This window comes from Mycobacterium kyogaense (genome assembly GCF_003254575.1).
In the GTDB taxonomy this organism is placed as follows: domain Bacteria; phylum Actinomycetota; class Actinomycetes; order Mycobacteriales; family Mycobacteriaceae; genus Mycobacterium; species Mycobacterium kyogaense.
The window spans coordinates 1-23,043 of record NZ_QJUA01000007.1; the positions used below are offsets into that span (position 1 = coordinate 1).

The window sequence follows — 23,043 nt, forward strand, 5'->3', positions numbered from 1 at the left end:
GCCCAGCCCAACCCGCTGGCCCGGTCGAAATCGACGGTCGCCTCCCAGTCGCGCGGCACCGCGAGCACGCCGCACCAGCCGTGCGCGATGCCGATGTCGGACACCTGCGGCAGCACCGTGCGCAACGCGGCGGTCAATGCGGTGATGGTGCGCGCCGGCACCCGGCCGTCCCGATCGGTGCGGGAGCCGAAGCGGTATGGGACGCTGCGCCCCCCGATCGCGATGCGGTCGTCGACGGTGCGTTGCGCGTAGAAGAAGCCGTGCGCGGTGTCACCGAGCGTTTCCCTGCCCTGCCAACCGATGGCGTCCCACACGTGCGCGGGAATCTGGTCGGTCGCGATCATCGAGCTGTTCATCGGCAACCAGCGGCGCTTCAGTCCGGGCAGACCCGCGGTGAAGCCCTCGGTGGCGCGCAACACGATCGGGGCGGTGACGGTGCCGCGCGGGGTGACCGCGCGCCCGGCCGCGATCTCGACCACCGGCGAGCGCTCGTAGATGTCGACGCCGAGCGCGGCGACGGTATCGGCCAATCCGCGCACCAGCTGCGCCGGCTGAATCCGGGCGCAGTGCGGGTTGTGGTAGGCCGCCACCACATCGCTGAGCCGAATCCGTTGCCGCGCTTCGTCTCTGGAGAGCTCTTCGATACCGTCGACCTGCCAGCGTCGCTCTGCGGCCGCGGCGGCCGCCAGCCGCGCTGCCTGCGCCCGGTTACGCGCGATCTCCAGCGTCCCACCCTTGACGATGCCCGCATCGATGCCCTCTTTCGCGGCGATGTCGATGACCTCGTCGACGGCCTCGTTGAGAGCTCGCTGCCAGGCGACCACACCGTCGCGGCCGTACTGCCGCGCCATCCGCTCACGATCGCCGGGCACGAGACCCGACAGCCAGCCGCCGTTGCGCCCGGATGCCCCGAATCCCGCGAACCGGGCCTCCAGCACCACGATGCGCAGGCTCGGATCGGCCTTCTTCAGGTAGTACGCCGTCCACAAGCCCGTGTAGCCGGCGCCGACGATGCAGACGTCGGCGTCGCGACTACCCGGCAGAAACGTCCGTGGAGTGGGCAGCCCGTCGTACCAGTGCGAGATGTAACCGTTGAGCACCGAGAGATTTTCGCAGGATCTACCGCTTCGCGGAGCGCAGGCTGACCCAGAACTTCGCGGCCTCCCGAATCGACTCCTCGACGGGTCGGGGCTGCCACCCCAGCTCACACCTGGCCTTGCTGCAGTCGACGGGGGCTTCGGCGCGCATCAGTCGCACGGAATCGAGCGAGAGGCGCTCATCGGTTCCGGTGAGCCGTGCCTTCAGGCTGCCCACCGCCGCCATCGCGTAGGTCAGCGGTAGCGGGATCGTCCGGCTCGGCGCCGGGACCCCGACCGCCTCGGCGGCGATCCGCACCACCTCGGCGTTGGAGATCATCTTCTCCGAGATCAGATAGCGCTCGCCGATCCGGCCCTTCTCGGCGGCCAGCAGCAGGGCGGCCGCGGCGTCGTCGATGCCCACGGCCTCCAACTCGATGCTGCCCAGCACGAACGGCAGCTTGCCGAACGCGGCGCCGGCGATGATCGCGCCGTGCGGGGTGCGCCCCCAGTCCGCCGCGCCGTAGGTGGTGGACACGCACATCGCCACCGCAGGCAGTCCGCGGGTGCGCGCGTACTCCAGCACGAGCCGCTCGGCCTGTACGCGCGATTGCACATACGGGGTCAGGGAGCGCTCGTCGGTGATCACGTCGTCCTCGGTCGCCGTGTGACCGCGCCGTCGGGCGACGGCTGCGTACGTGCTGGTGAAGACGAACTTCTTCAGACCGGCGGCGATCGCCGGTTCGACCGCGACATCGAGCACGTGACGGGTGCCCTCGACGTTGGTGCGGAACAGCGGGGCCGGATCGCGCAGCCAGCCGCGGGTGTCGACGACGCAGTAGTAGACGACGTCGCATCCGGCCATGGCCTCGCGCAACACCTCGCCGTCGAAGATGTCGCCGACGAAGCGGGTCACCTTGAGGTCGTCGATACCTCTCGTGTTGGCCCCCTCCCGCACCATCACACGCACGTCCTCGCCCGCCTCGACCAGCTGCCGGGTCACATGGCTGCCCAGGTAACCGTTGGCCCCGATCACCAACGCACTCATCGGGTCACCTTCGCCATCCACTCGGCGGCCTCGTCGGGCAGGGTGCCGAGTTCCTGGGCCTTGCGGCACCACTTCACGGTCGCCTTGACGAAGCGCAGCGGGTTGTAGATGTCTTCCTGTCGGCGCCACATGCCGTCACCGGCGTAGGTGACTATCGAGATGTTCGTCGCGCTGATGATCGTGCCGTCGCCGGGATCGCGCATCGGGTTGTCGAGCTCGCAGATCACCCGTCCGGTGTCCTCGTCGAACACCTTCCACAGCGCCGGAAACGACGTCATGTAGCTGCCGGGGAACGTCTCCATCGTGTTCCAGATCCAGGGCCGTACCTCCTCGCGGCCGCGCATCGTGCCTGCCGCGTGCTCGATGTAGAGCACGTCATCGGTGTACTGGGCGACCCAGGGATCCCAGTCGCGCGTGCTCGCCGCACGGTCGACCGTCTGCTCGAACACCGCGAACGCTTCGACCAACTCGTCGCGACTGAAAGTGCTACCCGTCACACCCAGAACTAGAACACGTTCTACCTGGTCTTGTCGACCGGTCGTATCGTCCTTGACGTGAAGACGTTGCTCGCGACGACCGCCGGGGTCATCGTCGCGCTCGCAACCGCTCCACCCGCCCTCGCGCAGGACTTCGCCGGGCTGATCGACATCGGCAACGGTCGCAGCCTCTACCTGAACTGCCAGGGCAGCGCCGTTGCGGGCTCGCCCACCGTCTTCGTCATTCCCGGCATGGGCAGCTACGCCCAGGCATGGAACGCGTCGATCGCGCCGAACGACCCGATTCGCTTTCAGCCCTACGACCTCGTCGACGAGGCCGTGATCGACTACCCCACCGACCTCGCGACGCAGCCGATCGTCGCGCGCACGACGCGCATCTGCTCCTACGACAGACCCGACACCCGGCCCGACGGCCCGGATCGGTCGACCCCTGTCGCGCAGCCGCACACCGTCGCACAGGACGTCGACGACGTCGTCGCACTCATCACCGCAGCACAGCTTCCGACCCCGATGGTGTTCGTCGCCCACTCCTACGGCGGCCTGGTGCTCGACCTGCTGGCACGGCAGCATCCCGAACTCGTCAGCGGGCTGCTGTTCTCCGAGCCGACGTTTGAATTCCTGATGAGCGTCGGTCGGCCCGACCAGAACGACGCGTTCGACGCCGACGGGCGCACCAAGCCGCCGGGAGAGGAAGCGATCCTGCCCTACGACGCGTTCGCGACGATCGCGGCGGCACCTCCGCTGCCACGCGTTCCCGCGATCGTGCTGAGCGCCGACAAGTTCGCGGCGCCGAAGAACCTCAAGCCGGACAACTACACCCAAGCCCAGGTCCATCAGGCGAACGACATGTTGGCGGCCGCGCTCGGCACTGCCAACGTCGTCGTGCCGGGTACCGGACACAACCAGATGCTGTACCAGCCGCAGGCCGTTGCTGACGAGATCGTGACGCTGGTCGACGAGGTCCGCAACGGGAACTAACCGAGGGATCCTCGATGTTGTAGAAGTGCCAACCCGAGGAGGTTCCGTGACACAGACCTACAACAGGAATCCCGACGCGATCGGCGCGCTGTCGCCCGAGCAGTACCACGTCACCCAGCAGAACGGCACCGAACGTCCCTTCACCGGCGAGTACTGGGACAACCACGAACCCGGTCTCTACGTCGACGTGGTGTCCGGTGAGCCGTTGTTCGCGTCGGTCGACAAGTTCGAGAGTGGCTCGGGATGGCCGAGCTTCACCCGGCCGGTCGACGCCGAGAACGTCATCCGCAAGCGCGACTTCTCCCATCTCATGATGCGCACCGAGGTCCGCTCCGCCCACGGTGACAGCCACCTCGGACACGTCTTCACCGACGGACCGCGCGAGGCGGGCGGCCTGCGGTACTGCATCAACTCCGCGGCGTTGCGCTTCGTCCACCTCGACGACCTCGAGGCTCAGGGCTATGGGCAGTACCGTGAACTGTTCACCGAATCCACCGTCACCGAATCCGACGAGGAGCGCGCATGAGTGACTACAAGCGGGCCGTGCTGGCCGGCGGCTGCTTCTGGGGCATGCAGGATCTGATTCGCCGCCAGCCGGGCGTGGTGTCCACCCGCGTCGGTTACACCGGCGGGCAGAACGACCACCCCACCTATCGCAACCACCCGGGGCACGCCGAGGCCGTCGAGATCGTCTACGACCCGGCCGAGACCGACTACCGGGCGCTGCTCGAGTTCTTCTTCCAGATCCACGATCCGACGACGAAGAACCGGCAGGGCAACGACGTCGGCTCCAGCTACCGCTCGGAGATCTTCTACGTCGACGACGAACAGCGCGAGGTCGCGCTCGACACGATCGCCGACGTCGACGCCTCCGGGCTGTGGCCGGGCAAGGTCGTCACCGAAGTCAGCCCCGCACCGGACTTCTGGGAGGCCGAGCCAGAGCATCAGGGCTACCTTCTGCACTACCCCAACGGCTACACGTGCCACTTCCCGCGGCCGGGCTGGAAGCTGCCGAAGCGCACCCAGGTGTAGCTAGCGGCCTTGGTCTAATTCGCCTGGCGGCGGTGGTCTAATTCGCCTGGCGGCGGTGCACCACGATGCGCCCGCCCAGTTTCGGGGTGTGCGCGACCCCGCGGAAGTGCTGCTTCTCCGCAGGCTCCGTCGTCGGTTCGATGGTGAAGTGGCGCAACACCGTTCGTAGCACGATATCCATTTCCACGTTGGCGAAGGTGGCCCCGACACAGCGTCGGGTGCCACCGCCGAACGGGATGTGGGCGAATGTGGACGGCCGCTGACCGACGAAGCGTTCCGGATCGAACCGCAGAGGCTCCGGGAAATCCTCGTCCCGGCGGTGCATCTGGGCGATCGCCACGAGGATCGAATAGCCGTGCGGAATCACCCAGTCCCCGAGCTCGAACGACGGCGCATAGACGTGCCGTCCGGCGAAGTCGATGATCGTGCGGGTGCGCTGCACTTCCAGGATCGCCGCCTGACGGTAGGTGTTGTCGTCGCTGTCGACTTCGGCGGCGAGCCTGTCCAGGACCTCGGGGTGACGGCTGAACCTCTCGAAGGCCCACCCGAGCGTTGCCGCCGTGGTCTCGTGTCCGGCGGCCAGCAGCGTGAGCAGTTCGTCACCGACATCCTCACGCGACATCGACGAACCGTCGTCGTAGGTACTGCGCAACAACAGCGACAGCACGTCATCGCGGGAGTCGAGGTCCGGATCGGCCGCCACGGCATCGATCAGCCGCCCGATGATCTCGTCGTACGTCTTGCGGTAGGCAGCCAGCCTGCCCCACGGCGTGAACCGGCCGTAGGTGTGGGAGGGCATCGGCAGCACCGCCAGCCGCGAGCCGAGCGTGACCCAGGGCGGAATGCTGCGTCGCAACTCGTCCAGGTGCGCGCCGTCGGCGCCGAAGACGGCCCGCAGGATGACGTTGAGGGTGATCCGCATCATCGGCTCGAGCGTCTCGAACGGCGAACCCTCCGGCCACGTCTGGATCTCGCGCAGGGTCTCCTCTTCGAAGATCCGTTCGTAGTTCTTGATGCTCTTGCCGTGCAGCGGCGGGGTCAGCAGCTTGCGCCGCAGACGGTGATCGGTGCCGTCGAGAGCGAACACCGAACCAGGACCGAGCACGCGGGACAGGTTGGGCGAGATGTTGCCCACGTCATCGGGATTGGCCATGAACACCTGCTTGGCGAGCACCGGATCGGCCACGATCACGGATTCACCGAACACCGGGAGGCTCAGCGTGAACACCTCACCGCACCGGCGGGTGGCCTGACGGATCGTCCATTTGCGGGCGAATGAGAATCCGAGTCCCTGCAGCGCGTGCGGGATACCGGGGCCCGGCGGTAGACGATCAGTCTTGGTACTGCTGTGTACCACAGTCATGTCCGGTACGGTACCGCTTGGTACCAGCGGACCGCAAGAGGTGGAGATGACCGAGAGCGCAGTCCCGACATCGGACCGGTTGCTCGACGGACTGACCGAGTCGATCGGGGAACGGGGCTACCGCGACACCACCGTCGCCGACATCGTCCGGCACGCACGCACCTCGAAACGCACCTTCTACGAGCATTTCGCGGGCAAAGAGCAGTGCCTGATCGAACTGCTGCGACGCAACAACGCCGACCTCATCGCCGGTATCCGCGACGCTGTTGCGCCAGATGATGATTGGCAGTCACAGATCAGGCAGGCCGTGGGCGCGTACGTGACCCATATCGGTGCGCGCCCCGCGATCACGCTGTGCTGGATCCGGGAAGCACCCGCGCTGGGCGCCGTCGCGCAGCCACTGCACCGGCAGGTGATGGACGATCTCACCGAGTTGTTGACGACGCTGACGGCCAGCCCCGGGTTCGACCGTGCAGGCATGCGTCCGCTGGCGCCCACCACTGCGCTGATCCTCCTGGGCGGATTGCGTGAACTGACCGCCTACGTCGTCGAGGATGGCCGCGACGTCGCCGAGATCACCGAGCCGGCAACAGCGGCGGCGGCCGCGCTCGTCGGCGGCTGACGCCTTCCCAGGAAAGTCACCACCCGTTCACCCGCTCAGAACCGCAGCGCCACAACGTGTTCCGGACTCCCATGTGCGCAACCCGTACCCTTCCGTCCGTCCTGACACCCCTTGATGAAGGCGACGGTATGCACTCGTCCATTGGCAAACCTCTCGTGGCGCTCGTCTCGGCCGCCTGCCTGGCGGCCCCGGCCATGACTACGCCCACGACCATGACCACCTCCGATTCCGTGCATGCCACGGCGACGATCCCCGTCGAACTGTCCGCAGCGGTGACCACGTTCGACCCGGTTCCGCCATCGCTGCGGACGTTGAACACCCCTGTCGCGCCAACCTCTGACGCCAAGCTGGTCGAGGCCGTCGACACCATGGCAGAGCTGTCGGGTGTCGACAGGGCCACGCTGCTGCTCCAACTGCTGACCGCGCCTTACCACAACGTCCTCGGCGTCTCGAAGGCCGTCGGCAGTGCCGTCAACGCGGTCCTCCAGGTGGCATCGCTGCCCTTCAGCGTCTTCACCTACGTACTGACCAATCGCACCAGCGAAATCCCCGATTACATCGCCAGCGTGCAGAAGAACCTCAACGGCGCCCTTCCTGGAATCTCCACCGCGATCAAGACCGAAATCCAGTACGACCTCGACCTGATCTCCCAGGTGTTCGGCCCACAGCCGAATGTCACGTCGTCGGCGACGTCTGTCAAGAGCGTTGCGGCGCAGGCAGATCCGGTGGACCAGGGCACCCTGCTGCTACAGCTGTTGACCATTCCGTACCACAACTTCCTCGGTGTCTCGAAGACCGTCGGTAGCGCCGCCAACGCCGTGGTGCAGCTGGCCTCTCTGCCCTTCTCGGTCTTCACCTACGTGCTGACCAACCGGACCACGGAGATCCCGGCGTACGTCGAGACTGTCCGCGCGAATCTGAAGGGTGCGCTCCCCGGTATCTCCACCGCCATCAAGAGCGAGTTGGCCTACAACAAGAGCGTCATCGACCAGATCTTTGGCGGCTCCACCGCGTCGCTCGCCCTGCAGAGTCGGCACGCCCCGAACCTGCTCGCCGGCGACGATTCGGCGGCAACCGTTCTCGACAGCCCGCACCCGTTCCTGTCACAGCTCAGCGCTGCGCACAGCGTCGCCGACCAGCCGGCCGAGTCCGACACCGCGGAGGCTCCCGAGACCGTCGGCGGCAAGCACCGTGCCCCCGAGGTCGAGTCGTCGGAGCCGACGGTTCACGAGGCAGCCTCGACGCCGGACACCACCTCGGACACGAAGTCAGACACCAAGACCGACTCGGAAGCCGGCTCCAAGGCTGAGTCCAAGTCCGACAACAAATCTGAGTCGACGTCTGACGTCAAGTCTGACGCCAAATCTGACGCCAAATCTGACACTGAGGCCGGCACCAAGCCTGACTCGAAGGCTGCTCCGTCGATCGGAGGAAAGCACCGCAAGCCCGAAGCCGACGCCGCCTGACCTCACACGCGATCGGCCCCCACCGTCTCCGGTGGGGGCCGATCTTCGTTGTGGGAGGTGCGTCGCGAAAGTGCTCACACTGCGGCTGCGAACGTCAATTCACTGCACTGGGAGCACTTTCGCAGGACGGTCAGGGCGGTGGAGGCGGTGCTGCCGGATCCGGCAGGAACTGCACGAGCCCCGGCGGGATGTTTGTGCCGGGAGGCGGAGCGGTGCCCGGAAGCGGCTCGCCGAGCTGCTGCTGCGGCAACTGGTTGAGCAGAGCCCCGTGCAGGCGCCCGTCTGCGGCCAGGTCGTAGAAGCGGCCCAGCCAGGTGCGCCCGTTGACGTCGGCGTTCTCATCCCCGGGTGCGACGTCGAACTGCTGACCCTGACCCGGCGCCGACGGCACCACGTTCTGCGGCAGACCGTAGGCGTTGTTGAAGGCACGCAGATTGGGCACGACACCCGGGCCTGCACCCGGCGCCGACGGCACCGCGTTCTGCCCCAGGGCCGTCGTACGGTCGATGCCGGGAATTGCTGGCGCACCCAGCATTCCGGGGACAGCGGGTTGTCCCGTCTGAGCGAGCATGTTCCAGCCCTCCGGACCGAGGGGCGCGCCGATCACCGGAATGGTGGGTCCCGGCGGCGCGGGCGCCGGTGCGGGCGGCAGTGGCTCCGGCGGCGCCGGCGGCTGGGCATGGGCCACAGCCGCGAAGACGACAGCGGCACCGGCGGCGAGGAACGCCGCCGGTGCCTGCCGGATCACACCTGTCATACGGACTTCGTGACGCCGTAGTACGCCACGATGTCGTCGGTGTCGGTCGTCGAGCTGGTCAGCGTCGCGTAGGAGCGCAGGAACGACTGTCCCGCGCAGCCATCCACCTTGATGTGGACGTCCTTGAGCGTCACGCGTGCCGGAGCAGCCTTGAACGACTTCTTGTCCACGGACACCTGGTTCACCGTGCCGGGCTTCAGGTGGATCTCGAGCGTGCCCGAGATCGGGAAGTTCACACCCGTCGGTACGAGGCCACCGGTCAGCGTCGAACCCGAGGTGCCGATACCCACCGAGCCGATCAGACGGACCTGCCCGAGCTCGATGCCGCAACCGATCTGGTAACCGGCCTCCAACACACCGCCGTTGAGCTTCGTCTTGCCGTTGCCCGTCACCGTGCCGACGAACGTTCCGCCGACGAGGTACTCGCGCGACGAGACGGCCGTCGTCAGCGGAGCGATGGGCAGCTGCGTCTCACCGGTGGCGGCGACGCTGACCTGCCACCCATCCGGAGACATGACTGTTCCGGGCGGGGCGGAGGCCACGATGCCGTTGTCCGGCGGCGGTCCGGCGTCCGGCGGCGGCGCACCGTCGATCGGCGGCGGCAGTGGGGCCGGCGGGGCCGGCTGGGCGAATGCGGTGGGTACCGCGAAGGCCGGGAGGGCGAGGCCGGCAACGGCCAGCGCGAGGAGCTTCTTCTTCATGAATACGATTGCCTCTCAGAGTCTTTCGGTCAGCAAAGTCTGTGATGACGAACGAGGGTCCGGGTGGTCCTACACCGCCTTCGTCACGCCGAGGTAGGTGACGACGTCGTCGGTGTTGTCAGTCGAGCTGGTCAGCGTCGCATAGGACCGGATGAAGGACTGACCCGCGCACTGATCGGTCTTGACCCGCACACCGGTCAGCGTGATACGGGTCGAGGTGCCCTTGAAAGACTTCTTGTCGAGTGCCACCGTCGTGACCGTGCCGGGCTTGAGGTAGACCTTGCCCTGCAGGCTGAGCGAGGCGCCGAACGCCGGGTTGCCGGTGAACGGGATGCCGATGCTGGGCGTGATGCTCGCGCCGGGGTTGATCTCCGTCTCGTCGGAGATGATGCCGCAGCCGATCTGCTCACCGGCCTCCATCGACCCGCCGGCCAGAGTGGTCTTGCCCTTGCCGGTGATCTTGCCCGTGAAGGTGCCGCTCACGAGGTACTCACGCGACGAGATGGCCGTGGTCAGCGGCGCTACCGGCAACTGAGTTTCGTTGCTTCCCGAGACTTCCAGATGCCAGCCGTCCGGCGTGTCCAGGATTCCGGCCGGGCCGGACGGGACCGCGCCGTCGGGCGGCGGCGGGACAGGCGCCGCATCCGCGACGGGCTGTACACCTGGATTGGGGGGTGCCGGCTCCGCCGCGACGATCGGTGCGGCCAGGACCGGCGCCGCCAGGCAGACAGCGGCGAGCGAGACATAGCGGTTGAACATGGGTCTGACGACGCCTCTCGTGGAATGTGGACGGGTTGTATCGCCTTTGACCCGCAGAGCGTCCATGGGTCGGGTGTCCGCCGGGTGAACACACGGTGTCCCGTTCAGGCCCGTTTCCTATCGAGTGCCGGCCTTTGCTGTGAGTCGACTGTGAGGTTCACTGTGAGGTGGCCGCGAACCCATGAATAGACCACTCTCGGCCATTCCCACGTCGCCATTCGTTCACTTTCGACGCATTGAGTACGCATTCGTGAGCTCGAAATGCGTTGCGATGAACGATTTTCGCGCACCACCATCACGCTTCAGAATCGATCGGAGAACGAACGTGCCAACTGGGTTCTGCGTCACGCGAGCGTTTCTTGCAGGATGTGTCACAATCAGCGTGAGTTTTTTGCTGGCGCCTACCTCAGCCGCGCAACCGGCTGACACCGTCGCCGATCCGGCGGTTCCTCCGGTTCAGGTTGCCACGCCGGGAAACGACAACGCTGATCCCGCGGCGGTCGCGGCATGTGGGCAGTTCGCCGAGGTGCTGGACTCGACGGCCACCTACTACGGCGATTTCGCAGACTCCCTCGAGGCCTTCGCCGCCGTCGACTACTCCGACCCCGCTGTCGAGAGCAGCAATGTGGTGGGCCGCACTGCGTTACGGCAGGGCGCCGGAGTTGCGATGAGCGCTGCCAACACGCCCGGCCTGGCGCCGGCTGTGGCCGAGCCGATGCGGCAGTGGTCGGTGGACGCCACCAAGCTGCTGATCAAGATGGGTCTGCGCGGCGGGCGGGACACGTTGAACAGCACCGCTGACGAGATGAACAATGACGCCATCGCCGCGCAGCAAGCATGCGCCGCCGCAGGCACTCACGCATGACCCTCGCCCGACCACGGCGCGTTGCAGCGTTGTGCGCCGGGTCCGTCTCGCTGGCGCTCGTCGCGGCAGGCTGCGGCAGGTCACCCGCACCGCAGCCCACCGCCCAGGACCTCGTTCCGGACTCCGCACTGAGCGCAATCCTGCTCAACAGCAACGACATCGATGCAATCATGAACGGCGCGCCGCTGATCGCCGACCCTGTGAACTCCGCGATGGACGACAACCGGAACATGTTGCCGAACCTGAATTGCCTGGGCATCTGGCATCCCGGCGAGACGGCAATCTACGGTAGCCCGGACACGCCGGGGTCCTGGAGTGCGGTGCGACGGCAGCTCCTGCGCGCTCCCGGAAACGACCAGTGGCGCTCGTCGGTCGTCCAGTCGGTGACCTCGTACCCGACACCCGAGAGCGCACGCGACTTCTTCGCCCAGTCGGCGGATCGATGGGCCAAGTGCACCAACCACACGGTCAACATCACGCTCAATGATCAACGTCTACCCCGTTGGCGCAGTGGTGATCTCGACACCGAGTCGGACCGCCTACGCATACCCGTCAGCCGCGCGACCGAGACGGCCACGTCGTCCTGCGAGCGCGTCCTCTCGGCGCGCGCCAACGTGGTCATCGACGTCCTGGCCTGTGCGCCGCAGTCCTCCGACGTGCGGCAGGCGAGCGTGATCGCCGATCGCATCGCGTCGCACGTTCCGACATCCGGCTAGTGCTGCCGCCGTCAGACAGCGCGAACGACGCCCAGGCCGACTACTACCTGGCGATGTTGACCGCCCGCTGGCAGGCTCTCGAGACCGAGATCGTGGAGCGGTGCAACGAACTGCGCAAGCTCACCCCCGCGGCGCGAAAAGCCGAGCGGGGCCGCAATATTCGTCGGACCATCAAGCGCAAACAGGCAGAAGCGGCGTCGGTGCGAGACATGTGCGCAGCACTGGTGGCGAGGACGCACGAACGCTAGCCCAGCAGCAGACGCGCCGCCGTCTCCAACCTGCGGGCGATTTCGTCGTACGAGGCGTATCCCATACCCGCTCGCACCAGTGCTCCGGAGTACAACAGCTCGAGGGTGTCCACCACGCCGGGATCGGCGTCAGCGCCGACCGCTTCGGCGAGCCGATCCCGGATGACACGGCCGATGCGAAGGCGCAGCACCTCGACATCCGGATCGCGCCCGAGCAGCGCAGTGGTGACCGCCCCCGCGAATTCCGGCTCGTCGGCGACCGGCTGCGAGATGTGCCCGAGCACCTCGATCACCCTCACCGCCGGGTCGTCGGATTGATACGCCACGCAGGGAGATTCGGCGAGGCGGCGCCAGAACACCTCGGCCACCAGATGCTCTTTGGACGAGAAGTAGGTATATGCAGTCGCGGCACCGACGCCCGCCTCGGCGGCCACCCGCCGCACGGTCAGGCCGGCGAAACCTTCCCGGCCCAGCACCTTCACCGCGGCCTGGCCGAGACGCTCCACGGTCTCGGCCTGCTTGGCCGTCAGACGCCGACGAGTCGACTCGCGGGCCGGATCGGACACATGTCCGGACGCTACTACAACGGGCAGATGCCAGCAACGGTAAGTTGGGGGTCATGACCATGCCGCCGGCTGCCACAACGCTGTTCGACCTCGCGGAACGGGTCACCGGCTTCATGCCCGTCGACGAGGGCCGAACGCTTTATGACACCGCTCTGCGCTATCTGGGTGACGGCGTCGCCGTCGAGATCGGCACGTACTGCGGCAAGTCCACCGTGATGCTCGGCGCTGCCGCACAGCAGACCGGAGGCCTTCTGTTCACGGTCGACCATCACCACGGCTCCGAGGAACACCAGGCCGGGTGGGAGTACCACGATTCGTCGCTGGTGGATCCCGTCACCGGATTGTTCGACACCTTGCCCACGCTGCGTCACACGCTCGACGCGGCGAATCTCGACGAGCACGTCGTCGCGGTGGTCGGCCGCTCCCCCGTCGTGGCGCGTGGGTGGCGAACACCATTGCGGCTGTTGTTCATCGACGGCGGACACACCGAGGAAGCGGCCCAGCGCGACTTCGACGGCTGGGCACGATGGGTGGAGGTCGGTGGCGCTCTGGTGATCCACGATGTGTTCCCGAATCCGGCCGACGGTGGCCAGGCGCCGTTCCACATCTATCGAAAAGCACTGGAGTGTGGCGATTTCCGCGAGGAGCTCGCAACGGGGTCGATGCGGGTGCTGGAAAGAGTCAGCGGCGAGGTCGGCACACTGGGCGCCCGTTAGCGCTCGCTGGCCGCGCACTCGCAGTCGTACTCGCCCTCCAGGCCGCGGGGCAGGTCGGTCCCGCGGAAGATGCCACAGCCGGGGGTCGTCGACGACAAGGCGTCGGCGGCCAGGATGACGGCGGCGCCCGTCCACGTCGTGCGCTCCACGGGCCAGCGCTTTCCGTCGGCGTACACCAGGCCGGTCCAGTAGGACCCGTCCTCTTCACGCAGGTGGTGCATCGCCGAGAACTGTTCGAACGCCCGGCTCCGGTCCCCTATCGCATCCAGAGCCAACACCAGCTCACACGTCTCGGCGCCGGTCACCCAGGGCTGGTCGTCGACACATCGGATGCCGAGACCGGGGACGACGAAGTCCTGCCAGCGCGCGCGGATGCGAGCGCTCGCCCGAGGTCCGCGCACCGCGCCTCCCAGCACGGGGTAATACCACTCCATCGACCAGCGGTCCTTGACGGTGAAACCCTCGGGATGCTCGGCGATGGCGTGACCCAGACGCCCCACCGCGACTTCCCACTCCGGCTGCGGCTCCCCGAGATAGTCGGCCAACGCCAGCGCACACCGGATGCTGTGGTGAATACTCGAACACCCCGTGAGCAGAGCCTCGTCTGCAACGCCGGAAGGTCCCGCGGCCCAGCAGATCTCACCGGTGCTCTTCTGGAGGCTCAAGACGAAGTCGATGGCCTTGGCCACCACCGGCCACATCTGTTCGGCGAATACCCGGTCACCGGTGACGAGCACGTGATGCCAGACGCCGGTGGCGATGTAGGCGCAGAAGTTGCTGTCGCTGTTGGCATCTTCGACGACGCCGTCGCGCAGCTGGATCGGCCACGTACCGTCGGCGCGCTGCGTCGTCCGCGACCATTCGAACGCCGCGCGCGCGCTGTCCAGTAACCCCGCCACGGTCAGCGCCATCGCGTTCTCGATGTGATCCCACGGATCGGTGTGCCCACCCACCGACCAGGGGATCGCACCCGAGGACTCCTGCGTCGCGGCAATGGATTCCGCGGTCTGCAGGCATTGCTCGGCAGTGAAAACGCCTGGTACGTGTGGGATGTCGGCCATCAGATGGGCTTGGTGAAATAGAGGGCGACGCTCTTGCCGATGACCGGATTGAGCACCGCCTCCGCGGTTCGGGTCAGCCACGGCCGACTCATCATGTCCCACACCAGCATCTTGTGATAGGCGCTCACCGCAGGATGATTGTCACGCTCTGTGCCCACAGCGCACTTGAGCCACCAGTAGGGCGAGTGCAGCGCGTGAGCGTGGTGCGTGTGCTTCAACGTCAGACCGTGGGCGAGCACCTTGTCCCGCAGTTCATCGGCCCGATAGATGCGGATGTGACCGCCCTCGTTGGCATGGTAGGAGTCCGACAGCGCCCAGCAGACCCGTTCGGGCAGCCATCGGGGAACCGTGATCGCCAGGGCCCCACCGGGTTTGAGCACGCGGACGAGTTCAGCGATGGCGCGGTCGTCCTCGGGGACGTGTTCGAGGATCTCCGAGGCGATCACGCAGTCGAAGGTGGCATCCGGGTACGGCAGATCGAGCGCATCACCCTTGACGGCCTCACCTCTGGCCGACGCCGGGGCCTCGCCCTGCTCCTTCATCGCCTGCAGGATCTCGTCGACGTCGTTGAGGTCGGCGGCGTTCTGGTCGAATCCGATGACGTCGGCGCCCCGGCGGAAGGCCTCGAACGTGTGTCGGCCGGCACCACAGCCGACGTCGATCACCTTGGTTCCCGCACCCACACCGAGGCGGTCGAAGTCAACGGTCAGCATGCAGCGACCCTCTCACGAGCTTGTTCGTATACCGCAACCGTCTGTGCGGCAACCGATTCCCAACTGAAGACCTCGAGGGCACGACGCCGGCCATTGGCGCCGAGCCGACGCAGTTCGAGCGGCGAATCGAGCAGCTCACCGAGCACGGACGTCAACTCGTCGACATCGGCCGGGGTCACCAGCCGTGCGCATTCGCCATCGGGGCCGACCACCTCGGGCAGTGCGCCCGCCCGGCTGGCGACGATCGGGGTGCCGCTGGCCATCGCCTCGACAGCCGGCAGCGAGAAGCCCTCGTACAGCGAGGGGATGCACGCCACCTCGGCCGAAGCGAGCAGGTCGGCGAGTTCGGTGTCGGACAGCCCGCTCGAGCTGTGCACGATGTCGGAGATACCGAGTTCGGCGATCAGCTTCTCGGTGGGCCCGTTGGGTTCGAGTTTCGCGACCAGCTGCAGCTCGAGATCCCGCTCCACGCGCAGCCTCGCGATCGCATGCAGAAGGTGGCTGACGCCCTTGAGGGGCACGTCGGCGCTGGCGATCGCGATGATCCGGTTACGCACTCGGTGTTCGGCCGGACCGAACAGCTCGGTGTCGACACCGAGGGGCACGACGTGCAACTGGCGTGGGTCGACCGCGAAGTCCTCGGCGATGTCCGTCGCCGACGTCGACGACACGGTCACGAGTTCGGGGATGCGGCGGGCGACGGCCTTCTGCATCTCGGCGAAGGCATACCAGCGCCGAACCAGCGGCTTACGCCACCACGGCGCGGCGGCCACCTCGACGACACGGTCGCGCGTGATGGGGTGGTGGACGGTCGCGACGACCGGCAGGCCCGCGGCGGCGATGTCCAGCAGTCCCGTCCCCAGACATTGGTTGTCGTGCACGACGTCGAAATCGTCGAGCCGGTCGGCGAGCAGCCGCGCCGCCCGCTTGCTGAACGTCTTCGGCTCAGGGAAGCCCGCCGTCCAGGTGGTCAGCAGTTCCTCGAGGTCGATGCTGGTCTTGATCTCACTCGGCCGTGGCACGCGGAAGGGATCCGGCTCGCGATACAGATCGAGGCTGGGCACCTTCGTGAGGCGCACCCGCGGATCCAGCCCCTCGGGATACGGCTGGCCGGAGAACAGCTCGACGTCGTGACCGAGCTCGACCAGTCCGCGGCTGAGGTGGCGCACATAGACGCCCTGCCCGCCACAATGTGTCTTGCTCCGGTAGGACAGCAAGGCGATACGCATCGTCAGCTCACCTATCCTGCGGGACGCATATGAACGAGAGTCCAGCGCGAGAAGCCGCTCCGAGCTGGTCGAATCATGTGGCGCAAGAAATCCGAACCCCTCCTGGACATGTGTCCAGACTATAGTTTGACGTGCTAGCTGATGCAACGCGTCTGCTAGCTCTGACTACCACAATCGGCGCCGCCCGTCCTGCGCGCCCTGTCGATCACGACGACGGGAAGCCGCCCGTGGCCACCGGACCCCACCGCTGCGGCGTGACCCGGATCAGGCACTTCCCCTGGTCCACCATCGCCTGCCGATACTCGTCCCAGTCGGGATGTTCGCCGGCCACCGCGCGGAAGTAGTCCACCAGGGCCTCGACCGCCTCAGGCAGTTCGATCACCTCAGCCGGTCCATCCACCTGCACGTAGGGGCCGTTGAACTCGTCGCTGAGGACGAGGACGCTGGCGCGGGGATCCCGCCGGATGTTCGCCGCTTTGGCCCGCTGCGGGTAACTGGCCACCACGATGCGCCCGCGCTCGTCGAGGCCGCCCGTCACCGGGGAGGTCTGCAGGGACCCGTCGGCGCGGAACGTGGTGAGCACCATCTGGTGGCGTGGGCGGATGAAGTCGTGCAGTTCGTCGGCGGCGACAGCCTCGGCGGTCGCATACTTTCGGGCCATCACCCGAGCGTATTCGACATGTCGGTGGCCTCGCCTAGCGTGTCGAACATGAGTTCGAATGATGTGTTCGCCGCCCTCGACGCCCTCGATACCGCCTACCGCGCTCTGGACGATCTGCCGTTGCACGAGCTCCGCCCCACCGATCTGCGCGCGCTGGTGGTGCGGTTGGAAGAGATGGAGAAACATGTCGTCGCCTTCCAACGCCGGCTCATCCGCCGGCTGGTGAGCGCGCCGCCTCCGGCCGAGTTCGCCGGCGCCTCGTGGGCGCAGGTGCTGGCCCGCCGCCTGCGCATCTCCGTCGGCGAGGCGCAGCGCCGCATCGTGGAGGCGGGCGGGCCGCCACAGGCGATGTCGGCGTGACGGGCGGATCGGTAGCCGGTGGATTTCGGCGCGGCCGTGGGTACCCGCCCAGCCGAGGCGCTGGGAAAAGGCGGTGGTGCGCATGTCCGGGTTGACCGAGAAGTCGAGGACCGAGCTGAGGTCTGAGCCGACGCACGAGGGGGTGCGGCCATGAGTTTCGACATCACCCCGACCGCGGCCCAACACGACTTGGCGCGCCGCACCCACGAATTCGCCGAAGAGGTGGTTCGGCCTGTCGCCGCCGAGTACGACCAGCGCCAGGAGTTCCCCTGGCCCGTTCTCGAAGAAGCCGCGCAAAGGGGTTTCTACAGCCCGCTGTTCTACCGGGATCTGATCGGCGACCCGACCGGCCTGTCCCTGCCGATGTTCATGGAGGAGCTGTTCTGGGGATGCGCCGGCATCGGTCTGGCCGTGGTGATGCCCGCGCTGGCCCTGTCGGCGATCGGACAGGCCGCCTCCCCCGAGCAGATGCTCCAGTGGGCGCCGGAATGCTTCGGCACACCCGGCGATCTCAAGCTCGCAGCGCTGGCCATCTCCGAACCCGAGGGTGGCAGCGATGTGCGCAATCTGCGGACCACGGCCCGGCGCGACGGGGACAGCCCGGATGCCGACTGGATCATCGACGGCCACAAGATGTGGATCGGCAACGGGGGCATCGCCAATGTGCACGTCGTCAACGCAGTAGTCGACCAGGAGTTGGGCCACAAGGGCCAGGCGCTGTTCATCGTCCCGGGTGGTACCCCGGGCCTGGAGATGGTCCGAAAGCTCGACAAGCTCGGCTGCCGGGCCTCTCACACCGCCGAACTGAAGCTCAACAGCGTGCGCGTACCGGCCGAGAACCTGCTGGGTGGTCAGGAGAAGCTGGAGCACAAGCTGGCGCGGGCGCGCGAAGCGGTCGAAGGCGCCAAGCATTCGGGCTCCGCCACGTTGGGCACCTTCGAGCAGACCCGGCCGATGGTCGCCGCGCAGGCGCTCGGAATCACAAGGGCCGCACTGGAATACGTGACCGAGTACGCCAATCGGCGAGAAGCGTTCGGCGCGCCCATCATCGACAACCAGGGCATCGCGTTCCCGCTGGCCGACCTGGCCACCGGGCTGGATGCCGCCCGGCTGCTGACGTGGCGAGCATCGTGGATGGCCGCCACCGGCGTGCCCTTCGAGCGCGGCGAAGGCTCCATGTCGAAGCTGGCAGCCAGTGAGCTGGCGGTGCGCACCACCGAGCGGGCGATCCAGACGATGGGCGGCTGGGGCTACATCAAGGACCACCCGGTGGAGAAGTGGTACCGAGACGCCAAGCTGTACACGATCTTCGAGGGCACCAGCGAGATCCAGCGCATCGTCATCTCGAACGCGCTCGGCGCAGGGGACGGCAGGCCGCCACTGCATGTCGACCTGGAGCCCAGCGGCGGCCCGCTGAATCGCATGTTCGGCCGGGGTACGCCGGCGCGCACGCAAGCCGGAAACACCGCGTTGGCGATGAAGGACCGGGTGCCGGGGCCGGTGATGAATGCTGCAATGAAGGTGCTGCGGCCCCCGAAGAAGTGACGCGACGCCAGGCGTAGGCGCCTGCGCTAGCGATTGCTAGCAACCGCTAGCGGAGGCTGCGGGCGGGTCGCCGGACACGGGGTATCACCTGGCGGCCTGCAGCTGTCGAGCCTTCACACGCTGAGCCGATGACGGGGACGCGACGGTGACCGCAGCTCACATAAGCCGCGATAGAGCCCTGTATCAGCCCCTAGTCGACTACTGTGCACGGTCTCCGCGACGCCCCGGACACAGAAACGTGTCGGTCCGCAAAAAAACCCGATACCCCTGGTTTCACCTGAGATGCTTCTGGCAACATTACCGCCCAGTAGGAACCTTATCGGCACGGTGAACAGGAATGACGATGACGCATTCTCGACCCGACATCGCGGTGCTCGCCCAGGGCAGCGAGGGTGGCGGCGCGGAACTCAGCCAGGTTTTCGGCCTGTCTGCAGTGGCACTCGCAGTCACCGCAGTGCTGCTGTGGATCGGATACCTGCACCGCCAACACAAGATCTCCTGGCTGAACGATTTCGCCGAATGGCTGGGCCGCAAGTTCCACCGGCCGGCGTGGGTGGCGCTTCCGATCGCCATCTTCGTCAGCGCGATCATCTGCGCGCTGTTCGGCTTCATCTGGGATGTCAGCCTGCACATCGGTAAAGGCCGCGACCCCGGTCCGCTGGCCAACCCGGCGCACTACTTCATCATCATCGGCCTGTTCTTCGTCTTCATCGCGGGATGCACCGCGATCGTCCTGCCGTTCGACAAGCCGGGCCCGGCCGCGGTGCGGATCACCGACAAGTGGTACGCGCCCGTCGGCGGAATCGTGATGGCCGGCTGCGGTATGTACGCGCTGATCGGCTTCCCGCTCGACGACGTGTGGCACCGCATCTTCGGTCAGGACGTCACGTTGTGGGGTCCCACGCACCTGATGATGATCGGCGGCGCCGGCTTCTCCACGATCGCCGCGGCCTACCTCGAAGTCGAAGGCAAGCGAGCCGTGGGCGCCGATGCCCCGCGCGACGGCATCGGCTTGAAATTCATCCAGTATCTGGCCTTCGCCGGCGTCCTGATCGGCCTGTCGGTGTACCAGATCGAGTTCGACTTCGGCGTGCCGCAGTTCCGGCAGGTCTTCCAGCCGATGCTGATCGCCGCTGCGGCGTCGGTCGCCCTTGTCGCCGCTCGCATCTTCCTGGGTCGCGGCGCGGCGATCATCGCCGCCGTCGTGGCCATCGGCCTGCGCGGGATCATCGCGTTCATGGTCGCGCCCCTGCTGGACGCGCCGGTCAACTGGTTCCCGCTCTACCTGGGGCCGGCCCTGGTCGTCGAGTTGGTGGCGCTGACCCCGCTGCTCAAGAAACCCGTGCTGTTCGGAATGGTCAGCGGCCTCGGTATCGCGACGGTCGGGCTGTGGCTGGAGTCGCTGTGGATCGACACGATCTACCCGTACCCCTGGCCGAGCAGCATCTGGCCCGAGGCGCTGGCGATGGCCGTCCCCGTCGCGATCTTGGCGGGCGGCTGCGGCGGAATGATCGGCATGGTCCTCACCGGTCGCAAGCTGCCCGGCCGGGCGATCTCCGTGGGGCTGGTCGTGCTGACAGTGCTTGCGATCGGCGGCGCGACGGCCAACGGCCTGCGCTACTCGGTGCCGCAGAACGAGACGGCGACCTTCGCGCTCACCGAGACCCAGGGCCCCGGACCCGGCCGGTTCGTCACCGCCGACGTCCGCTTCACCCCGCCGGATGCGATCAGCGACGACCCCAACTGGGTGTCGGTCCTCGCCTGGCAGGGCGGACTGTCCAACGAACGCGGGCAGTTCATCGACCACCTGGACAAGGTCGGCCCCGGCCACTACGTCTCGACCAAGCCCATGCCGGTCTCGGGACAGTGGAAGACGCTGCTGCGTGTCCACGACGGCACGACACTGACCGCGGTACCGATCTATCTGGCGGGTGATCCCGGCATCGGCGCCAAGGAGGTGCCGGCCGAGGCACAGTTCACCCGCCCGTTCGTCTCGGAGATCACCATCCTGCAGCGGGAGCGCAGCCCGGACATCCCGGCGTCGCTGTGGATCATCGGCTGCCTCATCGTGCTGGTCTGCACGCTGGCGATGATCGCGGGCATCAGCTGGGGCGGTGGCCGCATCAACAACAACGAGCCGACCGGCAGCGAGAACGAACTGCAGCCGTCTGCACAGGCATGACGTCTGCGACAGAGGTGGTGATCCTCGCGGATCACTCGATCTGGTTGGCGCTGCCCGCATTCGCTCCGGCGTTCGTGGTGGCGGGCGTGGTGTTCTACATCGCCAGGAAGAACCGCAGGAACTCCGACGAGACAGGGGAACCGTGACCAGACTTCTCGCGCTGACCGCCGCGGCGGCTCTGCTGATCGCCGGCTGCGGGGGCAACAAGAGCGAAGACGCCGGCACCGGGAGTTCCACTCCTGGCGCGGCCGCACCCACGCAGTTGACCGACGCCCAGACGGCGCCGGACCGATTGGTGCTGAAGGTGACCATCAAGGGCGGCACCGTCACTCCGACCAACGAGCAACTCCAGGCAAAGGTCAAGCAGCCGATCGTGATTCAAGTCGACAGTGATGCCGCCGACGAGTTGCACGTGCATTCCACCCCCGAGCATTCGTTCCCGATCGCCGTCGGTCCCGGCCAGTCGTTCCAGTTCTCCGTCGACATGCCCGGCCGCGTCGACGTGGAACTGCACGAGCTGAACAAGACCATCGCGACCATCGCCGTGCAGTGAACGCCACCGTGCTCGCCCACGGGTTGGGCGGCTCGACCGATCTGCCGATCCCGTTCACCTATGCGCTGATCGGTGCGGCCTGGGCGTTGACGTTCACCTTCGCCGTTGTCGCATTGGCATGGCGGAAGCCGAAATTCGATACGGCGCGGCAGGGCCGGGCGCTGCCCGCGGCGGTGACGCGGGTCGTCGACGCGACGGCGACCCGCTGGGTCCTCACGGCGCTGACGCTGGTGCTCACCGCGTGGGTGGCGATGGCAGCCCTCTTCGGACCACAGAACTCGGACAATGCGCTGCCCGGCGTCTTCTACGTGCTGCTGTGGGTCGGGCTCGTCGCGCTGTCACTGTTGTTCGGCCCCGTGTGGCGGGTGATCTCGCCGGTGCGGGCCGTACACCGTCTCATCGGCCGACCATCGCTGCGGCGCAACTATCCCGAGCGGTTGGGGTACTGGCCGGCTGCGGCGGGGCTGTTCGCGTTCGTCTGGCTCGAGCTGGCCAGCCCCGACCCCGGCTCGCTGCAGGCGATCCGCACCTGGCTTCTCATCTACCTGGCCATCACCCTCGTCGGCACACTGTGGTGCGGCACCCGGTGGTGTGCCCGCGCCGATCCGTTCGAGGTCTACAGCGTCGTCGCGTCCCGGCTGTCCCCGATGCGCCGCAACGCCGACGGCCGTATCGCGATCGGCAATCCGTTCGACCACCTGGGGACACTGCCGGTGCGTCCCGGGATCGTCGCCGTGCTGTCGGTGCTGCTCGGCTCGACCGCATTCGACAGCTTCTCGGCCACCCCGGCGTTCCGCAATTTCAGCGACCGGGTCACCGACTCCGCGGTGACGGCGAGCCTGCTGCGCACCGCGGGTCTCCTGCTGTTCGCCGGCGTGGTCGCGGTGTCCTTCACGCTGGCGGCCCGATGCACGGGGGGCGTGGACGCGCAGCTGCGGCGCGAGCTGCCCGGCAAGATGGCTCATTCGCTGATCCCGATCGTCATCGGCTACGTGTTCGCCCACTACCTCACCTACCTGGTCGAACGCGGACAGGAGGCGATCATCGGGCTGGCAGACCCTCTCGGACACGGCTGGAACGTGCTGGGCCTGGCCGACAACGAGGTCAGCTACGTGCTCTCCATGCATCCCGCAGTGGGCGCCACGTTGAAGGTCGGCTTCGTCGTGGCCGGCCACATCGCCGGAGTGATCGCCGCCCATGACCGCTCCTTGGCGTTGCTGCCCCGGGCGCACCAGGTGACCGGCCAGCTGGCGATGATGCTGGTGATGGTCGGGTACACCTTCATGGGTTTGTATTTGCTGTTCGGTGGCTGACCCGGTGCCGCGTCGA

General features: G+C 67.2%; 27 protein-coding genes. 15 read left to right on the forward strand and 12 right to left on the reverse strand.

Annotation, left to right across the window (positions count from 1 at the left end):
* From DMB80_RS07235 to DMB80_RS07245, 3 genes are all read right to left on the reverse strand, one after another.
* The coding region (locus DMB80_RS07235) for an NAD(P)/FAD-dependent oxidoreductase (RefSeq protein WP_162938441.1) at nucleotides 1–1,100 on the reverse strand (1,100 nt) is incomplete at its 3' end.
* A 19-nt stretch (nucleotides 1,101–1,119) separates the two neighbouring features.
* Nucleotides 1,120–2,124 (reverse strand): NAD-dependent epimerase/dehydratase family protein, encoded by a 1,005-nt coding sequence (locus tag DMB80_RS07240; RefSeq protein ID WP_111509238.1) that lies wholly within the window; start codon nucleotides 2,122–2,124, stop codon nucleotides 1,120–1,122.
* On the reverse strand, nucleotides 2,121–2,621 hold the full coding sequence (locus DMB80_RS07245) for a nuclear transport factor 2 family protein (RefSeq protein WP_111509239.1): 501 nt from the start codon (nucleotides 2,619–2,621) through the stop codon (nucleotides 2,121–2,123). Before DMB80_RS07245 ends, DMB80_RS07240 begins: the two co-directional genes overlap by 4 nt.
* 57 nt (nucleotides 2,622–2,678) lie before the next feature.
* Here DMB80_RS07245 and DMB80_RS07250 point away from each other — a divergent pair, with 57 nt between their 5' ends.
* Genes DMB80_RS07250 through msrA form a run of 3 tightly spaced genes read left to right on the forward strand, consistent with a single transcriptional unit; the run spans nucleotide 2,679 to nucleotide 4,631 of the window.
* On the forward strand, nucleotides 2,679–3,599 hold the full coding sequence (locus DMB80_RS07250; RefSeq protein WP_240431048.1) for an alpha/beta fold hydrolase: 921 nt from the start codon (nucleotides 2,679–2,681) through the stop codon (nucleotides 3,597–3,599).
* 46 nt (nucleotides 3,600–3,645) lie between these two features.
* Complete coding sequence (gene msrB, locus DMB80_RS07255; RefSeq protein ID WP_073684253.1) at nucleotides 3,646–4,125, forward strand: peptide-methionine (R)-S-oxide reductase MsrB; 480 nt, start codon at nucleotides 3,646–3,648, stop codon at nucleotides 4,123–4,125.
* Nucleotides 4,122–4,631, forward strand: a complete 510-nt coding sequence (msrA, locus tag DMB80_RS07260; RefSeq protein ID WP_111509240.1) for a peptide-methionine (S)-S-oxide reductase MsrA — start codon at nucleotides 4,122–4,124, stop codon at nucleotides 4,629–4,631. Before msrB ends, msrA begins: the two co-directional genes overlap by 4 nt.
* Nucleotides 4,632–4,668: 37 nt before the next feature.
* On the opposite strand, the gene DMB80_RS07265 is transcribed toward msrA, so the two are convergent.
* A complete protein-coding gene (locus DMB80_RS07265; protein ID WP_111509241.1) occupies nucleotides 4,669–5,994 on the reverse strand; it encodes a cytochrome P450 in 1,326 nt (441 codons plus the stop codon).
* A gap of 46 nt (nucleotides 5,995–6,040) precedes the next feature.
* On the opposite strand from DMB80_RS07265, the gene DMB80_RS07270 reads away from it, so the two are divergent.
* Together DMB80_RS07270 and DMB80_RS07275 are read left to right on the forward strand one after the other, a co-directional pair.
* Nucleotides 6,041–6,616 (forward strand): TetR/AcrR family transcriptional regulator, encoded by a 576-nt coding sequence (locus DMB80_RS07270; RefSeq protein ID WP_111509361.1) that lies wholly within the window; start codon nucleotides 6,041–6,043, stop codon nucleotides 6,614–6,616.
* Nucleotides 6,617–6,828: 212 nt separating this feature from the next.
* Nucleotides 6,829–8,082 carry a hypothetical protein gene (locus tag DMB80_RS07275; protein ID WP_162938442.1) on the forward strand — a complete coding sequence of 418 codons (1,254 nt, stop codon included), beginning with the start codon at nucleotides 6,829–6,831 and terminating at the stop codon, nucleotides 8,080–8,082.
* Nucleotides 8,083–8,212: 130 nt separating this feature from the next.
* Here DMB80_RS07275 and DMB80_RS07280 read toward each other — a convergent pair whose 3' ends face one another.
* The 3 genes from DMB80_RS07280 to DMB80_RS07290 form a co-directional block, all read right to left on the reverse strand.
* Nucleotides 8,213–8,839, reverse strand: a complete 627-nt coding sequence (locus DMB80_RS07280; RefSeq protein WP_048423058.1) for a hypothetical protein — start codon at nucleotides 8,837–8,839, stop codon at nucleotides 8,213–8,215.
* Nucleotides 8,836–9,540 carry an MspA family porin gene (locus DMB80_RS07285; protein WP_111509243.1) on the reverse strand — a complete coding sequence of 235 codons (705 nt, stop codon included), beginning with the start codon at nucleotides 9,538–9,540 and terminating at the stop codon, nucleotides 8,836–8,838. The genes DMB80_RS07280 and DMB80_RS07285 overlap by 4 nt, the downstream gene beginning before the upstream one ends.
* A 69-nt stretch (nucleotides 9,541–9,609) precedes the next feature.
* Complete coding sequence (locus DMB80_RS07290) at nucleotides 9,610–10,299, reverse strand: MspA family porin (RefSeq protein ID WP_111509244.1); 690 nt, start codon at nucleotides 10,297–10,299, stop codon at nucleotides 9,610–9,612.
* A 382-nt stretch (nucleotides 10,300–10,681) separates the two neighbouring features.
* Between DMB80_RS07290 and DMB80_RS07295 the strand changes: the two genes are divergently transcribed.
* The 3 genes from DMB80_RS07295 to DMB80_RS07305 are packed head-to-tail and all read left to right on the forward strand — an operon-like array spanning nucleotide 10,682 to nucleotide 12,128.
* Nucleotides 10,682–11,164 (forward strand): hypothetical protein, encoded by a 483-nt coding sequence (locus tag DMB80_RS07295; protein ID WP_338043860.1) that lies wholly within the window; start codon nucleotides 10,682–10,684, stop codon nucleotides 11,162–11,164.
* The gene (locus DMB80_RS07300; RefSeq protein ID WP_111509246.1) at nucleotides 11,161–11,880 is read left to right on the forward strand and encodes a sensor domain-containing protein; all 720 of its coding nucleotides are present in this window, start codon (nucleotides 11,161–11,163) and stop codon (nucleotides 11,878–11,880) included. Before DMB80_RS07295 ends, DMB80_RS07300 begins: the two co-directional genes overlap by 4 nt.
* Nucleotides 11,880–12,128 carry a hypothetical protein gene (locus tag DMB80_RS07305; RefSeq protein ID WP_111509247.1) on the forward strand — a complete coding sequence of 83 codons (249 nt, stop codon included), beginning with the start codon at nucleotides 11,880–11,882 and terminating at the stop codon, nucleotides 12,126–12,128. Before DMB80_RS07300 ends, DMB80_RS07305 begins: the two co-directional genes overlap by 1 nt.
* Here DMB80_RS07305 and DMB80_RS07310 read toward each other — a convergent pair.
* The gene (locus tag DMB80_RS07310; protein WP_073684257.1) at nucleotides 12,125–12,694 is read right to left on the reverse strand and encodes a TetR family transcriptional regulator; all 570 of its coding nucleotides are present in this window, start codon (nucleotides 12,692–12,694) and stop codon (nucleotides 12,125–12,127) included. The genes DMB80_RS07305 and DMB80_RS07310 overlap by 4 nt on opposite strands.
* Nucleotides 12,695–12,747: 53 nt before the next feature.
* Here DMB80_RS07310 and DMB80_RS07315 point away from each other — a divergent pair, with 53 nt between their 5' ends.
* The gene (locus DMB80_RS07315; RefSeq protein ID WP_111509248.1) at nucleotides 12,748–13,410 is read left to right on the forward strand and encodes a class I SAM-dependent methyltransferase; all 663 of its coding nucleotides are present in this window, start codon (nucleotides 12,748–12,750) and stop codon (nucleotides 13,408–13,410) included.
* Here the strand turns inward: DMB80_RS07315 and DMB80_RS07320 are convergent.
* From DMB80_RS07320 to DMB80_RS07335, 4 genes are all read right to left on the reverse strand, one after another.
* Nucleotides 13,407–14,471 carry an MMP endo-(1,4)-3-O-methyl-alpha-D-mannosidase gene (locus tag DMB80_RS07320; RefSeq protein ID WP_046365466.1) on the reverse strand — a complete coding sequence of 355 codons (1,065 nt, stop codon included), beginning with the start codon at nucleotides 14,469–14,471 and terminating at the stop codon, nucleotides 13,407–13,409. The genes DMB80_RS07315 and DMB80_RS07320 overlap by 4 nt on opposite strands.
* Entirely contained in the window at nucleotides 14,471–15,184 is a 714-nt protein-coding gene (locus DMB80_RS07325; RefSeq protein WP_111509249.1) for a class I SAM-dependent methyltransferase, read from the reverse strand. The genes DMB80_RS07320 and DMB80_RS07325 overlap by 1 nt, the downstream gene beginning before the upstream one ends.
* Nucleotides 15,178–16,413, reverse strand: coding sequence for an MMP alpha-(1->4)-mannosyltransferase (locus DMB80_RS07330; RefSeq protein WP_111509250.1), 1,236 nt, complete (start codon nucleotides 16,411–16,413; stop codon nucleotides 15,178–15,180). Before DMB80_RS07330 ends, DMB80_RS07325 begins: the two co-directional genes overlap by 7 nt.
* Nucleotides 16,414–16,618: 205 nt before the next feature.
* Entirely contained in the window at nucleotides 16,619–17,074 is a 456-nt protein-coding gene (locus DMB80_RS07335; RefSeq protein ID WP_111509251.1) for a PPOX class F420-dependent oxidoreductase, read from the reverse strand.
* A 48-nt stretch (nucleotides 17,075–17,122) separates the two neighbouring features.
* Here DMB80_RS07335 and DMB80_RS07340 point away from each other — a divergent pair, with 48 nt between their 5' ends.
* The 6 genes from DMB80_RS07340 to DMB80_RS07360 all read left to right on the forward strand — a co-directional run bounded on the left by DMB80_RS07340 (nucleotide 17,123) and on the right by DMB80_RS07360 (nucleotide 23,027).
* Nucleotides 17,123–17,434, forward strand: a complete 312-nt coding sequence (locus DMB80_RS07340) for a DUF222 domain-containing protein (RefSeq protein ID WP_111509362.1) — start codon at nucleotides 17,123–17,125, stop codon at nucleotides 17,432–17,434.
* Nucleotides 17,435–17,584: 150 nt separating this feature from the next.
* Nucleotides 17,585–18,979 carry an acyl-CoA dehydrogenase family protein gene (locus DMB80_RS07345; RefSeq protein WP_111509252.1) on the forward strand — a complete coding sequence of 465 codons (1,395 nt, stop codon included), beginning with the start codon at nucleotides 17,585–17,587 and terminating at the stop codon, nucleotides 18,977–18,979.
* 343 nt (nucleotides 18,980–19,322) lie between these two features.
* Nucleotides 19,323–21,161: a hypothetical protein gene (locus tag DMB80_RS07350; RefSeq protein WP_111509363.1), complete on the forward strand. Its 1,839-nt coding sequence runs from the start codon at nucleotides 19,323–19,325 to the stop codon at nucleotides 21,159–21,161.
* Entirely contained in the window at nucleotides 21,158–21,307 is a 150-nt protein-coding gene (locus DMB80_RS28020) for a hypothetical protein (RefSeq protein WP_162938443.1), read from the forward strand. The genes DMB80_RS07350 and DMB80_RS28020 overlap by 4 nt, the downstream gene beginning before the upstream one ends.
* The gene (locus DMB80_RS07355; RefSeq protein ID WP_111509253.1) at nucleotides 21,304–21,714 is read left to right on the forward strand and encodes a hypothetical protein; all 411 of its coding nucleotides are present in this window, start codon (nucleotides 21,304–21,306) and stop codon (nucleotides 21,712–21,714) included. The genes DMB80_RS28020 and DMB80_RS07355 overlap by 4 nt, the downstream gene beginning before the upstream one ends.
* Complete coding sequence (locus tag DMB80_RS07360) at nucleotides 21,711–23,027, forward strand: hypothetical protein (protein WP_111509254.1); 1,317 nt, start codon at nucleotides 21,711–21,713, stop codon at nucleotides 23,025–23,027. Before DMB80_RS07355 ends, DMB80_RS07360 begins: the two co-directional genes overlap by 4 nt.
* Nucleotides 23,028–23,043 lie beyond the last annotated feature (16 nt).

Coding starts and splice junctions, on each gene's coding strand:
- DMB80_RS07240 (WP_111509238.1), bottom strand. CDS start 2,124: ATGAGTGCGTTGGTGATCGGGGCCAACGGTTACCTGGGCAGCCATGTG.
- msrA (WP_111509240.1), top strand. CDS start 4,122: ATGAGTGACTACAAGCGGGCCGTGCTGGCCGGCGGCTGCTTCTGGGGC.
- DMB80_RS07265 (WP_111509241.1), bottom strand. CDS start 5,994: ATGACTGTGGTACACAGCAGTACCAAGACTGATCGTCTACCGCCGGGC.
- DMB80_RS07270 (WP_111509361.1), top strand. CDS start 6,041: ATGACCGAGAGCGCAGTCCCGACATCGGACCGGTTGCTCGACGGACTG.
- DMB80_RS07275 (WP_162938442.1), top strand. CDS start 6,829: ATGACCACCTCCGATTCCGTGCATGCCACGGCGACGATCCCCGTCGAA.
- DMB80_RS07280 (WP_048423058.1), bottom strand. CDS start 8,839: ATGACAGGTGTGATCCGGCAGGCACCGGCGGCGTTCCTCGCCGCCGGT.
- DMB80_RS07285 (WP_111509243.1), bottom strand. CDS start 9,540: ATGAAGAAGAAGCTCCTCGCGCTGGCCGTTGCCGGCCTCGCCCTCCCG.
- DMB80_RS07290 (WP_111509244.1), bottom strand. CDS start 10,299: ATGTTCAACCGCTATGTCTCGCTCGCCGCTGTCTGCCTGGCGGCGCCG.
- DMB80_RS07300 (WP_111509246.1), top strand. CDS start 11,161: ATGACCCTCGCCCGACCACGGCGCGTTGCAGCGTTGTGCGCCGGGTCC.
- DMB80_RS07315 (WP_111509248.1), top strand. CDS start 12,748: ATGACCATGCCGCCGGCTGCCACAACGCTGTTCGACCTCGCGGAACGG.
- DMB80_RS07320 (WP_046365466.1), bottom strand. CDS start 14,471: ATGGCCGACATCCCACACGTACCAGGCGTTTTCACTGCCGAGCAATGC.
- DMB80_RS07325 (WP_111509249.1), bottom strand. CDS start 15,184: ATGCTGACCGTTGACTTCGACCGCCTCGGTGTGGGTGCGGGAACCAAG.
- DMB80_RS07330 (WP_111509250.1), bottom strand. CDS start 16,413: ATGCGTATCGCCTTGCTGTCCTACCGGAGCAAGACACATTGTGGCGGG.
- DMB80_RS07335 (WP_111509251.1), bottom strand. CDS start 17,074: ATGGCCCGAAAGTATGCGACCGCCGAGGCTGTCGCCGCCGACGAACTG.
- DMB80_RS07340 (WP_111509362.1), top strand. CDS start 17,123: ATGAGTTCGAATGATGTGTTCGCCGCCCTCGACGCCCTCGATACCGCC.
- DMB80_RS07345 (WP_111509252.1), top strand. CDS start 17,585: ATGAGTTTCGACATCACCCCGACCGCGGCCCAACACGACTTGGCGCGC.
- DMB80_RS07350 (WP_111509363.1), top strand. CDS start 19,323: ATGACGCATTCTCGACCCGACATCGCGGTGCTCGCCCAGGGCAGCGAG.
- DMB80_RS28020 (WP_162938443.1), top strand. CDS start 21,158: ATGACGTCTGCGACAGAGGTGGTGATCCTCGCGGATCACTCGATCTGG.